Origin of the sequence: Nocardia sp. NPDC052112, assembly GCF_040680135.1 — a bacterium.
Lineage (GTDB): Bacteria > Actinomycetota > Actinomycetes > Mycobacteriales > Mycobacteriaceae > Nocardia.
On sequence record NZ_JBFAWD010000027.1, the window covers coordinates 51,529 to 66,081 of the forward strand.

The window sequence follows — 14,553 nt, forward strand, 5'->3', positions numbered from 1 at the left end:
AAGTAGTTCCGGAAATGCTCGGCTTGTTCGAAGGTGTGTTGGCGTTCGCGCACGGTGCGCGACAGGGGTTCGGCGCATGACGCGGCCGAATCGCGAGCGGCCGAACCGGACGCGCGGCCCGCGGATCAAGACCCTGCCGCAATTGCTCACCACCGCCGTGGAGGCCAATCCGGCCGGACCCGCCGTCGTATTCGCCGATGGCACGGCGACATTGGCGCAGTCGAGTTATGCCGAACTCGATGAACGGTCGAACCGGCTGGCACGCTTGCTGATCGAGCGCGGTATCGGCCCCGAGGATTTGGTCGCGATCGGCATTCCGCGGTCGGTGGCATCGATCGTCGCGGTCTGGGCGATCGCCAAGGCCGGTGCCGGATTCGTCCCCGTGGACCCGAATTATCCCGCCGATCGCGTCGCCCACATGCTCTCGGATTCCGGTGCGGCACTCGGCCTGACCGTCGCCGCGGTCGACCTACCCGTTGGCCCGGAATGGCTCGCCATCGATACCGCGGACTTCGAGCGCCGGATCGCGGCGTATTCGGCCGAACCGATCACCTACGCGGATCGGATCCGGCAACTGCGCGCCGAGCATCCGGCCTATGTCATCTACACCTCCGGATCGACCGGTACGCCCAAGGGCGTGGTCGTCACCCAGGCCGGATTGTCGAATTTCTGTGATGAACAGCGCGAGCGCTACACACTGACATCCGATTCGCGCACACTGCATTTCGCTTCGCCCTCCTTCGACGCATCGGTATTGGAGCTGCTGCTCGCGCTGAGCCGGGGTGCGACCATGGTCGTCGCCGCACCGACGGTGTACGGCGGCGCCGAACTGGCCGCACTGCTGCGCCGGGAACGGGTGACGCACGCCTTCGTCACTCCGGCCGCGCTCGCCTCGCTGCCCGCCGACGGGCTGGACGAATTGCGCGTGGTGGTTGCCGGTGGTGAGGCCTGCCCACCGGAGTTGGTGCAGCGCTGGGTATTACCGATCGCGGATGGTCGAATCCGGGAATTCTTCAATGGCTACGGACCGACCGAGACCACGATCATGACGAATATCAGCGCACCGCTGGTGCCGGGCGAGCCGGTGACCATCGGTGGGCCGATCCGCGGGATCACCGAATATGTGCTGGACGAGGAGCTCGCGCCGGTACCGGGTCGGGTTGTCGGCGAACTCTATATTTCCGGTGCGCAGGTGGCCCGCGGCTATCACGACCGGCCGGGACTGACCGCCGCCCGGTTCGTGGCCGATCCGTTCGGTGCGCCGGGTTCGCGGCTCTACCGCACGGGTGATCTGGTCCGCTGGACGGCCGAGCGCGAGCTGGAATACTTGGGGCGCAATGATTTCCAGGTGAAGATTCGTGGATTCCGGATCGAACTCGGTGAAATCGATGCGGTGCTCGCCGCACACGACGCCGTCGACTTCGTCGTCACCATCGGGCACGAACAGGGCAGTGGCGCGACGATTCTGGTGTCGTATGTGCGTGCCGTCGCTGGTGTCGCCGTCGATACGGCGGAACTGATCGAGCTGGCCGCCCGCAAACTGCCCGCCCATATGGTGCCGAGCGCCATCATGGTGCTCGATGAGATCCCGCTGACCCCGGTCGGCAAGCTGGATCGGCGTGCGCTGCCCGCACCGCGGTTGCGCACCAAGACTTTCCGCGCACCGTCGGGTGCGATCGAACCGGTAGTCGCCGAACTCTTCGCCGCTGTTCTCGCGCTCGACGCGCCGGTCGGTGCCGATGACGACTTCTTCGAACTCGGCGGCAACTCGCTGATCGGCACCCAGTTGATGGCGCGCCTCGGTGCGGCGCTGGATGCCAGGATTCCGGTACGACTGCTCTTCGAGGCGCCGACCGTCGCCGGACTGGCCGCCGCGGTGGCCGAACACGCGGGGGCGGGTGACCGTAAGGCATTGGTTGCCGGTCCGCGTCCGGAGGCGATTCCGCTGTCGCTGGCCCAGCAGCGGATGTGGTTCCTGAACCGGTTCGATACCACATCGGCGGCCTACAACATCCCGATCGCGGTGCGTTTGAGTGGTGCGCTGGATGTGGCCGCGCTGCGGGCGGCGGTCGCGGATCTGGTCGCGCGACACGAGGTTCTGCGGACGGTGTATCCCGACACCGATTCCGGTCCCGTGCAGCTGATTCTGCCCGCGGATCGATCGGCACCCGAGCTGACGGTCCGAACGGTCGCGGCCGAACAGCTCGAATCCGCCGTCCGCGAGCTGCTTTCGACGACCTTCGACGTAACCGTCGAGGTGCCGCTGCGGGTCGGCTTGTTCGAGGTCGAGGATGCACCTGCCGAATTCGTGTTGGCGCTGGTGGTGCACCATATCGCCGGTGACGGCACCTCGATGGGTCCGTTGACGCGAGATCTGATGACCGCCTATGCGGCACGGTCGGCCGGTTCCGTGCCCGGCTGGACACCGCTGCCGGTGCAATACGCGGACTACAGCATCTGGCAGCGCGAACTGCTGGGCCGTGAGGACGATCCGGAGTCGTTTGCGGCCGGGCAGATCGCCTACTGGCGCGACGCACTCGCGGAGCTGCCCGATCAGCTGGAGCTGCCGACGGATCGGCCACGGCCACCGGTGCAATCCTTCGCCGGTGGCAAAGTCCCGGTACATATCGATGCCGAAACCCACCGTGCGCTGGTCGAATTGGCGCGCGCGCAGGGTGCGACGCTGTTCATGGTCGTACACGCGGCATTGGCGGTACTGTTGGCGCGGCTGTCGGGTACCGATGACATCGCGATCGGTACGCCCATGGCCGGTCGCGGTGAGGCCGCACTGGACGAGCTGATCGGCATGTTCGTCAATACCCTGGTGTTCCGGACCCGGGTCGATGAATCCGCACCGTTCACCGAACTGCTGGCGCGGCAACGCGAGACGGATCTGGCGGCCTTCGCCAATGCCGATGTGCCGTTCGAGCGACTGGTCGAGGTGCTGAATCCGGCCCGCTCGACCGCGCGGCATCCACTGTTCCAGGTGGGATTGTCGTTCCAGAATCTGGCCGCGACGAGTCTCGAGCTACCTGGACTGACCATCTCGGGTGTGGACTTCGATGCCGCGGTCTCGCAGTTCGATCTGCACTGGATCATCGGCGATCACTACGACGAGGCCGGTCGGCCCGCGGGTATCAGCGGCGCTGTCACCTATGCGCACGATTTGTTCGACGAGCCGACGGTGCAGGGTGTCGTAGTCCGGCTCGCTCGCTTGCTCGGCGAGATCGCGGCGGCACCGCGCACCGTCGTCGGTGAGCTGGAACTGCTGGATGCCGCGGAATGGACCGAGCTGGTATCCGGCCGCAATGCGACCGAACACGCGGTGGATACGGCGGCGACGCTGGTGTCGCTGCTGGATGCGACCGTGGCCGCGACACCGGGCGGGGTGGCGCTGATGGGTGCCGACGGTGAACCGGTCACCTATGCGGAGCTGGACGCGCGGGTGAACCGTCTTGCGCGGCACTTGATTTCGCGGGGGGTCGGTCCGGAGTCGCGGGTGGTGATCGCCCTGCGTCGGTCGGTGGATCTGGTCGTCGCGATGTACGCGGTGGCCAAGGCCGGCGCCGCGTATGTTCCGGTGGATCCGGACCAGGCCGCGGCGCGGACCGACTACATTCTGGGCACCGCGGCACCGGTCTGCGTATTGACCGATGCGGCAGCGGGTTTCGATACCGACCTGGCGCCGGTGCTGCGACTGGACCGGCTCGACCTCGATCGGCTCGCCGCGACACCGATCGCGGACGATGAGCGGGTCCGGCCGCTGCGTGCGGCGAATACCGCGTACGTGATCTTCACCTCGGGTTCGACGGGGCGGCCGAAGGGGGTCGCGGTATCGCATGCCGCGATCGTCAACCAATTGCTGTGGAAGACCAGCGAATTCGCACTCGGACCCGGCGACGCGGTGCTGCTGAAGACAGCCGCCACCTTCGATCTGTCGGTATGGGAGTTCTGGTCGGCCGCCGTATTCGGCGGGCGCTTGGTGCTGGCACACCCGGACGGGCATGGCGATCCGGCCTATCTGAACGATCTGATGGCGCGGGAATCGGTGACCACCTTGCATGCGGTGCCGTCGATGCTGGACGCGCTGCTGACCGGTCGGCTGCCGTTCACCCTGCGGCGGGTGCTGGTGATCGGTGAGGCACTGCCCGCGGCGCTGGCGCAACGATTCCGGGGCACCTATCCGCAGAAGGAACTGGTCAACCTGTACGGCCCGACCGAGGCGGCGGTGTCGGTCACCAGCCATCGGGTGACCGACGCGGACGCGGTGTCGGTGTCGATCGGCGCACCCGAGTGGAACAGCCGGGTCTACGTGCTGGATTCGCGGTTGCGTCCGGTGCCGGTGGGTGTTTCGGGTGAGTTGTACTTGGCCGGTGCGCAATTGGCGCGCGGCTACTTCGGTCGCGTCGACCTGACGGTGGAACGGTTCGTGGCGAATCCGTTCGAGTCGGGTGCGCGCATGTACCGCACGGGTGATCTGGTGGCCTGGAATGCCGCCGGTGAGCTGGAGTATCGCGGCCGCACCGACTTCCAGGTGAAGATCCGCGGCTTCCGGATCGAGCTGGGTGAGATCGAGGCGGCATTGGCCGCGCTGCCGGAGATCGCGCAGGCGGCGGTGATCGCCGATGCCGATCAGCGGACCGGGGATCGGCTCGTCGCGTATCTGGTTCCGACCGGCGTCGATATCGATGTGGCACAGGTGAAGTCGACGCTGGGGCGGGTGCTGCCGTCCTATATGGTGCCCGCCGCCTATGTGGTGCTGGCCGCGCTGCCGCGTACGGTGAATGGCAAGCTGGATCGAAAGGCCTTGCCCGCACCGGAGTTCGAGACCCGAGTCTTCCGTGCGCCGTCGACGCCGATCGAGGAGATCGTCGCGGGTGTTTTCGCCGATGTGCTCGGGCTGCCTCGGGTCGGGATCGATGACGACTTCTTCGCGCTCGGCGGCAATTCGCTGATCGCCACCCAGGTGGCGGCGCGCCTGGGTGCCGCACTGGATACGCAGGTGCCGGTCCGGGTGCTGTTCGAGGCGACCACCGTCGCGGCGCTGGCGGTCCGGGTGGAGCAGCTGGTCGGCACCGGTCGTCGGCCGCCACTTGCCGCGGGTACCCGCCCGGATCGGGTGCCATTGTCGCTGGCACAGCAGCGAATGTGGTTCCTGAACCAGTTCGATACCGCATCGGCCGCGTACAACGTGCCGGTCGCGGTGCGGCTGTCCGGTGCACTGGATATCGATGCACTACGGGTGGCGGTCGCCGATGTGGTGGCTCGGCACGAGGTGTTGCGCACCAGCTATCCGGCGCGCGACGGTGTCGCGTACCAGGTGATTCTGCCGGTGGGGGAGGCGGTTCCGGATCTGACGGTGGTGGATATCGCCGCCGATGAGCTGCGGGAACGAATCGTCGAGCTGGTCGGCTCCGGTTTCGATGTCACCGCAGAAGTGCCCGTACGTGCCGAATTGCTGTGCTGCGAAGGCGAATACGTGCTGGTGCTGGTGGCGCACCACATCAGCGCCGATGGCTGGTCTATGGGTCCGCTGACCCGTGACCTGATCCTCGCCTATGTCGCGCGCACCGGTGGATCCGCGCCCACCTGGACGCCATTGCCCGTGCAGTACGCCGACTTCGCGCTGTGGCAGCGGGCGGTACTCGGCTCGGAATCGGATCCGGATTCACTTGCCGGACAGCAGGTATCGTTCTGGCGACAGACCCTTGCCGAACTACCGGATGAGCTCAACCTGCCCGCGGATCGCATTCGGCCCGCCGTCCCGTCGTTTGTCGGCGGTCGGTGCGATATCCCGATCGATGCGCAGTTGCACGCGTCGCTGGTGCACATGGCCCGCGAGCACAGTGCGACCCTGTTCATGGTGGTCCATGCCGCGCTCGCGGTGCTGCTGGCCCGACTATCCGGCACCGACGATATCGCCATCGGTACGCCGGTCGCCGGGCGTGGCGAGGCCGAACTCGACGATGTCGTAGGCATGTTCGTGAATACCCTCGTCCTGCGCACGCAGGTGTCGGGCGGCAGCAGCTTCGCCGAGCTGCTGGCCCACGCCAAGGATGTGGACCTGCAGGCCTTCGCACACGCGGATATCCCGTTCGAGCGTCTGGTGGATCTGCTCGAGCCGGCACGGTCGACGGCGCGGCATCCGCTGTTCCAGGTGGCGCTGTCCTTCGAAAACCTGCCGGACAATTCCTTCGAACTGCCCGGGTTGCGGGTCGCCCCGGTCGATTTCGATCTGGTGATCGAGAAATTCGATCTGTCGCTCGCGATTCGCGAGTCGAGTTCGGGCATGTTCGCCGCGTTCACCTACGCGCGCGACCTTTTCGACGACGCGACGGTGCGCGGTTTCGCGGATCGGTTCGTGCGACTGCTCACCGCGATCGTCGCGAATGCGGAAACCCCGGTGGGGGATCTGCCGCTACTGGCCGACTCCGAGGTGGAATTCCTCACCCGGGTGCAGCCGGATCAGGTGATGGCGGGTGGGCTGCTACCCGATCTGCTCTTGCGCGGATTGCGCCTCGGGGCCGACCGTGTCGCGGTTCGGTATGCGGGCCGGTCGATCAGCTACCGCGAACTCGACCGGTACTCGTCGCGGTTGGCGCGGGTGCTGATCGAGCGCGGTGTCGGTCCGGAAAGTCTGGTCGCGCTGGCATTTCCGCGCTCTTACGATATGGTCGCCGCGACTTTGGCCGTCGCGAAGGCCGGTGGCGCACATGTGCCGATCGATCCGAACCATCCGCTGGAACGGGTCCGGTACCTGCTGACCGACTCGGCAGCGGTCATCGGACTGACCTCCGCCGCATACCTCGGCGGCCTTCCCGATGACGTGCCGTGGCTCGCGCTCGGCGATCCCGCGACGGAAGCCTTGTGCGCCAATCGATCCGCCGCACCGGTCACCGACGCCGACCGGATCACCCCGCTGCGTCTGCACAACCCGGCCTATGTCATCTACACCTCGGGGTCGACCGGTATGCCGAAGGGCGTCACGGTGACCCACGCCGGACTCGGCGGCCTGCTGCAACACGCGATCGAGCTCTACCGCTTGGATTCCACCCGCCGCTTCCTACATATCTGCTCGCCGAGCTTCGATCCGTCGGTACTGGAATGGCTGTGCGCCTTCTCGGTCGGCGCGATGCTGGTGATCGTGCCGTCCACCGTGCCGGGCGGGCACGAACTCGCCGACCTGCTGCGCAGCGAACAGGTGACGCACGCCATCATCACCCCGGCGGTCCTGGGCACGGTGGATCCGACCGGTCTGGACGACCTCGAAATGCTTTCCGTCGGTGGCGATGTCACCACACCGGAACTGCTCGCCAAATGGCAGCCGGGTCGCCGGTACTACAACGGCTACGGACCGACCGAGACCACCATTATCTCGTCCTATGCGGAATTGACCGCGGGACAGCACATTACGATCGGAGCTCCGGTGCGCGGCATGTCCGCACTGGTGCTCGACGCACGGATGAACCCGGTACCGCCTGGGGTGACCGGCGAGCTGTATCTGGCGGGTGGCGGGCTGGCCCGCGGTTATCGCAACCGCGCCGGGCTTTCCGCGCAACGTTTCGTCGCCAACCCATGGGGCGAACCGGGTGCCCGGATGTACCGCACCGGCGACCTGGTGCGCTGGTACGCGACTCCGGCGGGATCGTGGGAGCTGGACTATGTGGGGCGCAGCGACTTCCAGGTGAAGGTCCGCGGTTTCCGGGTCGAACTGGGTGAGATCGACGCGGTGCTGGGTGGCCATGCGGACGTCGAATTCGCGGTCACCCTCGGCCGCGAAACAGCCGCTGGCGCAACGGTGCTGGTGTCTTATGTGCTTCCGGTCGCGGACCGCACCGTCGACCCGGACCGGCTCACGGAATTCGCGGCGCGTGTGCTGCCTTCGCATATGGTGCCCTCGGCCGTCGTCGTCCTCGACGAGGTGCCGCTGACCACCAATGGCAAGCTCGATCGCGACGCGCTGCCGGAGCCCCAGTTCACCGCCACGGTGTCGCGGGCACCGTCCGGTCCGCTCGAGTCGCGGATCGCCGAGCTCTTCGCGCAGGTTCTCGGCGTGCGGCAGGTCGGTGCCGATGACTCCTTCTTCGGCATCGGCGGCGACAGCATCGTCTCGATCCAATTGGTTTCGCGGGCCAAGGCGGTCGGAATCGGATTCACCCCGCGCGATGTCTTCGAGCAGAAGACCGTTGCCGGATTGGCCAGGGTCGCGGTGCTCGGCACCGATCCCGCGCCGGTCGTGCTGGCCGAGCTGCCCGGTGGTGGGGTCGGCGATATCCCGCTCACACCCGTGCTCGCCGGCTTCCTCGAGCATGGTTCGTTCGGCCGATTCGCGCAGACCCTCGTGCTGGCGCTGCCGAAGGGCATCGATCGCACCGGACTGGCCGCCACGCTCACCGCCGTACTCGACCACCACGACATGCTGCGCGCGCGGGTATGGCAGGTCGACGGCCGGTGGTGGCAGCAGGTGGCCGCACCGGGCACCCTCGACATGTCGGCGCTGTTGTCCGAGGTGGAGGTGCCCTATGGGGCTGATCTCGAGGGAATCGGCAATGCCGCCATGGCCGACGCGCTGGCGGCACTGGATCCGGGCGCGGGCCGGATGGTCGCGTTCAGCTGGCTGCGCAGGTCGAACACCCGCGATCTACTGATCGTCGCGGCACATCACTATGTGATCGACGGGGTGTCGTGGCGGATCCTGATTCCGGACCTCATCACCGCATGGGCGCAGCGTTGCGCTGGGATCGCTATGGCGTTGTCGCCGGTCGGAACATCGTTCCGGCGTTGGGCACACGGTCTGGTCGAGGCCGCGGGCTCGCCGTCGCGGCTGGCGGAACTCGACTACTGGCGCACCGTGCTGGCCACACCGGACCCCTTGCTCGGTACGCGTGCGCTCGATCCCACCGTCGATACCCACGCGACGGTGCGGCAGTTGACGGTCGAGGTGCCGGTCGACGTCGCCGATGCGGTCCTGACCACGGTGCCCGCGCTGTACCGCGGCGGCGTCAACGACGGTCTGCTCGCGGCGCTGGCCATGGCGGTGCGCACCTGGCGGGCGCGACGCGGAATCGACGCCCCGGTCACCAGGATTCGCCTGGAGGGACACGGCCGCGAGGAAATGGCCGTGCCCGGCGCCGATCTGACCCGCACGATCGGTTGGTTCACCAGCGTGTACCCGGTGGCACTCGATCTCACCGGCATTGCCGAGCAGACCGCGGCGGTGTTGCGGTCGGTGAAGGAGCAATTGCTCGCGATTCCGGATCGGGGTATCGGATTCGGCGTACTGCGCCAACTGAATTCGGCTACCTCCGGTGTGCTGGCCGGTGATATCGGGCAGATCGGCTTCAACTATCTGGGCCGGGTATCCACCGGCATACCGGAGGGGCTGACCGATCCGGCCTGGCTCCCGTCCGGGGATCTGGGTGACCTCGACGACGGCCAGGATCCGGCGCTGCCCGCATCGGCCGTGGTCGATATCAATGCGATCGTCATCGATACCGATGCCGGACCGCGAATGGATGTGGTGTTCAGGTACGCCGGTGAAATCCTGGACGCGGCGGCGATGCAGGAACTGGCCGACGACTGGCTCACCGCGCTGACGGCGGTGGCCCGGCACGTGGCCGAGCCGGACGCCGGTGGTCTCACACCGTCGGATGTGCCGCTCGTATCGGTCGGCCAGCACGAACTCGACACCTGGCGCGCGAACTACCCGAGCCTGGTCGACGTGCTGCCCCTGTCGCCGCTGCAGACCGGCCTGCTGTTCCTGATGGAAATGCTGGCGGAATCGGTGGACCCGTACGTCATTCAGGTGGCCGCCGAACTCTCGGGCGAATTCGAACTCGAGCGGCTGCACCGCGCCGCGCAGGTGGCCCTGGACCGGCACGCGAATCTGCGCAGCGCCTTTACCTTCGGCGCGAACGGCAAACCGGTGCAGCTCATCGCCGACGGTGTCCGGGTGCCGTGGCGGGTGCTCACCGAGGTATCCGACGCGGACCTGCCCGATCTACTCGCCGCCGACCAGCGCACCGGATTCGATCCCGCGCTCGCGCCGCTGCTGCGATTCACGGTGTACCGCACCACGTCCGGGCGTACCCAGTTGGTGCTGACGGCGCATCACATCCTGCTCGACGGCTGGTCGATGCCGCTGCTGATGAAGGATCTGCTGATCCTCTACGCCACCAGCAGCGATACCGCGCTGCTGCCCGCCGCGCGGCCGTACCGCGACTATCTGGCGTGGCTGTCGCGCCAGGACCGCGACGCCACACTCGGCGCGTGGGGTACCGCGCTGACCAAGGTCGGGCCGACGCTGCTCGCGCCCGCGCTGGTGCGACCCGCGGTGCCGGACAGTGGATTCGGCCGGACGACATTCGAACTGTCGGCGACCGAGACGGCCGCGCTGACGTCCTTCGCCGCGGCAACCGAGGTCACCGTCAATACGGTGCTGCAGGCGGCCTGGGGCGTGGTGGTCGCCGGTATCGCCGATCGCGACGATGTGGTCTTCGGTGTCACTGTCTCGGGACGTCCACCGCAGCTCGACGGCGTCGACGCGATGGTCGGCCTCTTCGTGAACACGATTCCGGTGCGGGTCCGATTCGATGCGGCGACAACGGTTTCGCAGCTGCTCACCGAGCTACAGGCCGAACAAGCGGCACTGCTGGAACATCACTATCTCGGGTTGGCCGACGTCCAGGCGCTGGCGGGCGGCAGCGAATTGTTCGACACGCTGGTCGCCTACGAGTCGTATCCGATCGATGCCGATGGCCTGCGGCAGGCGGGCAGCGCCGTCGACGGGCTGGTGATCGGTGAGGTGAGTTCGGTCGACCACACCCACTATCCGGTCACCGTCCGGGCCGAACTGGGGGCCGTGCTGCGGGTGGAGGTGCTGTACCGCGGCGATGCCGTCGCGGATTCGGCGGCATCGGCGCTGACCCAGCGGTTGCGCACGGTGCTCGGCGAATTCGTCACCGCGCCAGCGGATTCGGTAGTGACTGTGCGCGACGGTGCGAGCCCGGATGTGCTCACCCAGGTTCGATACTGGCGCACCGCGCTGGCAGGCCTGCCGGATGAGTTGACATTGCCCATGGATCGACCGCGCTCGGGCGTGCCCACCCAGGTCGGTGGGCGGATCGGGCTCGAGATCGGCGTGCACCAGCACCACGAACTGCGTCGGCTCGCCGAGACCAGGAATACCTCGGTATTCGTGGTGGCACATGCCGCCTTCGCGGTGCTGCTGGCGCGGCTGTCCGGCACGACCGATATCGCGATCGGTACACCGGCCCCGGGCGACACCGAGAATACGGTGCTGCTGCGCACCGAATACGATCCGGGCGCGAGCTTCGATGAGCTACTGGCCGCGGTCGGTTCGGCCGACGCCGCCGCATTCGCGCACGCCGATGTGCCGGTCGCGCAACTCGTCGAGATACTCGACCCCGTCCAGGTGACCGGCAGGCATCCGCTGTTCCAGGTCGCGATCGAAAATGTCGGTGCCGCAACGGGGCCGATGGCCGTGGACCTGCGGCTTTCGCTGACCGAGCGGATCGGACCGCGCGGAGAAACCCAAGGTGTGCTGGCCGAATTCACCTATGCGACAGACCTGTTCGATGCCGCGACCGCACAGGGCTTCGCCGATCGGTTCGCCCGCATCCTCACCGCGGTCGTCGCCGATGCCGCGGTGACCGTCGGCGATATCGAGCTGCTCGCACCGCACGAACGCACCAGGGTACTGCGCGAATGGAATTCACGCGGTGCGTGGGTGCCCGCCGCGACACTGCCCGCGCTGATCGCCGATCAGGCCCGGCGCCGGCCCGATGCCGTCGCGGTGCGCTACGGCGATACCGCATTGAGCTTCGCCGAGCTGCGGCGGCGGGCGAACCGGGTGGCCAGGGCGCTCATCGCCGCAGGTGCCGGACCGGAATCGCTGGTGGCCGTCGCGGTTGCGCGCACCGAAGAGCTGCCGGTCGCATTGCTCGGTGTCCTCACGGCGGGCGCGGCGTATCTGCCGATCGATATCACCTATCCGGCGCAACGCCTGGCCTTCGTGCTCGCCGATGCGGTGCCGGTCTGTGTGCTCACCACCGCGGAGCAGCGCGATGCGGTGCCGGTCGGCGAGCTGCCGGTGATATTGCTCGAAGAGACAACGGAATTCGACGAGCATCCGGTCAGCGATGCCGACCGCATCGCACCGCTGTTGCCCGATCATCTCGCCTACGTCATCTACACCTCGGGTTCGACGGGTGTGCCGAAGGGCGTCGGGGTGGCGCACCGCAATGTGGTCGAGCTGTGCGCGAACACCCAGCCGCTGTTCGGTTTCGACGACACCGATGTGTGGACGCTGTTCCACTCCTTCGCCTTCGACTTCTCGGTGTGGGAGCTGTGGTGCGCGTTGGCCACCGGCGGCACCGTGGTCGTGGTCGACTACGCGACCTCGCGGGCACCGGAACTGTTCCGCGAGTTGCTGATCCGCGAACGGGTGACCGTGCTGAACCAGACACCGTCGGCGTTCTACCAGCTCATCGAGGCCGACCGGGCCGCGACGGATACCGATGGCGAATTCGCGCTGCGACATGTCGTATTCGGTGGTGAGGCACTGGATCTGCGGCAGTTGCGGCGCTGGTACGAGCGCCACGACCCGGATGCGCCGCGCCTGGTCAATATGTACGGCATTACCGAAACCACGGTGCACGTCTCGTTCCTGGCGCTGGACAAGCTGATCGCGGACAGTCCGGACAGCCTGATCGGACGTGCGTTGCCCGGCTTGGACGGCTATGTGCTCGACTCGCGCCTGCACCCGGTGCCGGTCGGCACACCGGGGGAGATCTATGTGGCCGGAGCCCAGCTGTCCAGGGGATACCTCGGTAGGCCAGGTCTGGCCGCGGCGCGTTTCGTCGCGAATCCCTTCGGCGCACCGGGATCTCGCATGTACCGCACCGGCGACCTCGGTCGCTGGCACCACTTCGACGAGGTGATCGGACTGGCCTACGCCGGGCGCAGCGATCAGCAAGTTCAGTTGCGCGGTTTCCGAATCGAACTCGGCGAGATCGAATCCGCGTTACTTGCCCAGCCTTCGGTCAGCCAAGCGGTGGTACTGGTTCGCTCGACGGAGCGTCTCGGTGATCAGCTCGTCGGGTATGTCGTGCCCGCGGCCGGTGCGAACATCGATCCGGATGAACTGCGTGTCCAGGTGGCCGAATTCCTCACCGGCTATATGGTTCCCGCCGCGATCGTGGTACTCGATGTCATGCCGCTGACGCCCAACGGCAAGTTGGACCGGCGCGCGTTGCCCGAACCCGCCTTCGCGGCACGGGAATACCGCGCACCGGCTACCCCGATGGAGGAAACCGTGGCCGCCGCCTTCGCGGAGGTGCTCGACCTCGAGCGATTCGGCATGGACGACAACTTCTTCGAGCGCGGCGGCAATTCGCTGATCGCCACGAAGCTGACCGCGCGGCTGAGTTCGGTGCTCGGCGAGAAGATTCCGGTGATGCGGATATTCACCGCGCCGACCCCGGCCGAGTTCATTGCCGAACTGGCCCGCCGGGCCGGTGGGCAGGTCGAGGGCGAGGTGGCCTTCGATGTGGTGCTGCCAGTGCGTGCGACGGGTGACAATGAGCCGCTGTTCTGCATCCATCCGGTATCCGGTATCGCGTGGTCGTTCGCGGGCCTGGCCGCTTATCTCGATTCCGACCGGCCGATCTACGGCATCCAGGCGCCGACATTGGCCGCACCGGCTGTGCTGCCGGACACGATCGAGGAGTGGGCATCGATCTACGTCGAGGCGATCCGCTCGGTCCAGCCGAACGGGCCGTATCACCTCATCGGCTGGTCGATGGGTGGTGTTTTCGCCCATGAGATCGCGGTGCAGTTGCAGCGCGCGGGACAGCGGGTGGCGACCCTCGCGGTGATGGACAGCTATATGGCCGATCCGCCGGACGAACGCGCGCAGGGCGCGGGCTCACCCGTACCGGTGGCCGAACTGATCGGTGGCCTGCTCGGCGAACAGGCCGGTGACCTCGGCTTCGACACCGATGTGGACTGGGTACAACTCGCCGAGCGGCTGGGCGAACTCCCGGAGCCATTCGCCTCCTTCGGCTCCGACCGCTTCACCCGCGTCCTGGACACGGCCGTGCATTCGGTCGTGCTGCGTAACGCCTATCGCCCGGCTCGGTTCCACGGCGACGTCATCTACTTCACCGCAGCGCTCGACGATCCCACCGGTGCGATCGGCGCCTCCATCTGGGCCGAGGTGACCGACGGCGCGGTGGACAACCGCGCGGTGCCGACCACCCACTGGCGGATGACGGCTGGCGCCGGACTTGCCGAAATCGGCACGGTGCTGACCGAGGTTTGGCGGGCATCCAGTGGTGTCACTGAGGCACGGGAGCCTCGACCGTGATGGCGGTCTGGCTCTTTGGCCTGGTTTCCACCGACGATGCCGCTGGAGGTCAGGGAGGGTGCGTTCCGGCGATTGTGTAGCGGTTTGCTGCCATGTTTCCGCGTGGTCATTTGTGTAGTCGCGCGCGGTGGGTGGTGGGGGTGCGTGCGTTTCGGCGATTGTGT

1 protein-coding gene is annotated in these 14,553 nt (G+C 67.2%); it reads left to right on the forward strand.

The genetic code is table 11. The features are described from left to right. Positions 1–76: 76 nt before the first annotated feature. Complete coding sequence (locus AB0L58_RS35925) at positions 77–14,389, forward strand: amino acid adenylation domain-containing protein (protein ID WP_364394351.1); 14,313 nt, start codon at positions 77–79, stop codon at positions 14,387–14,389. The last annotated feature ends 164 nt before the right edge of the window (positions 14,390–14,553 follow it).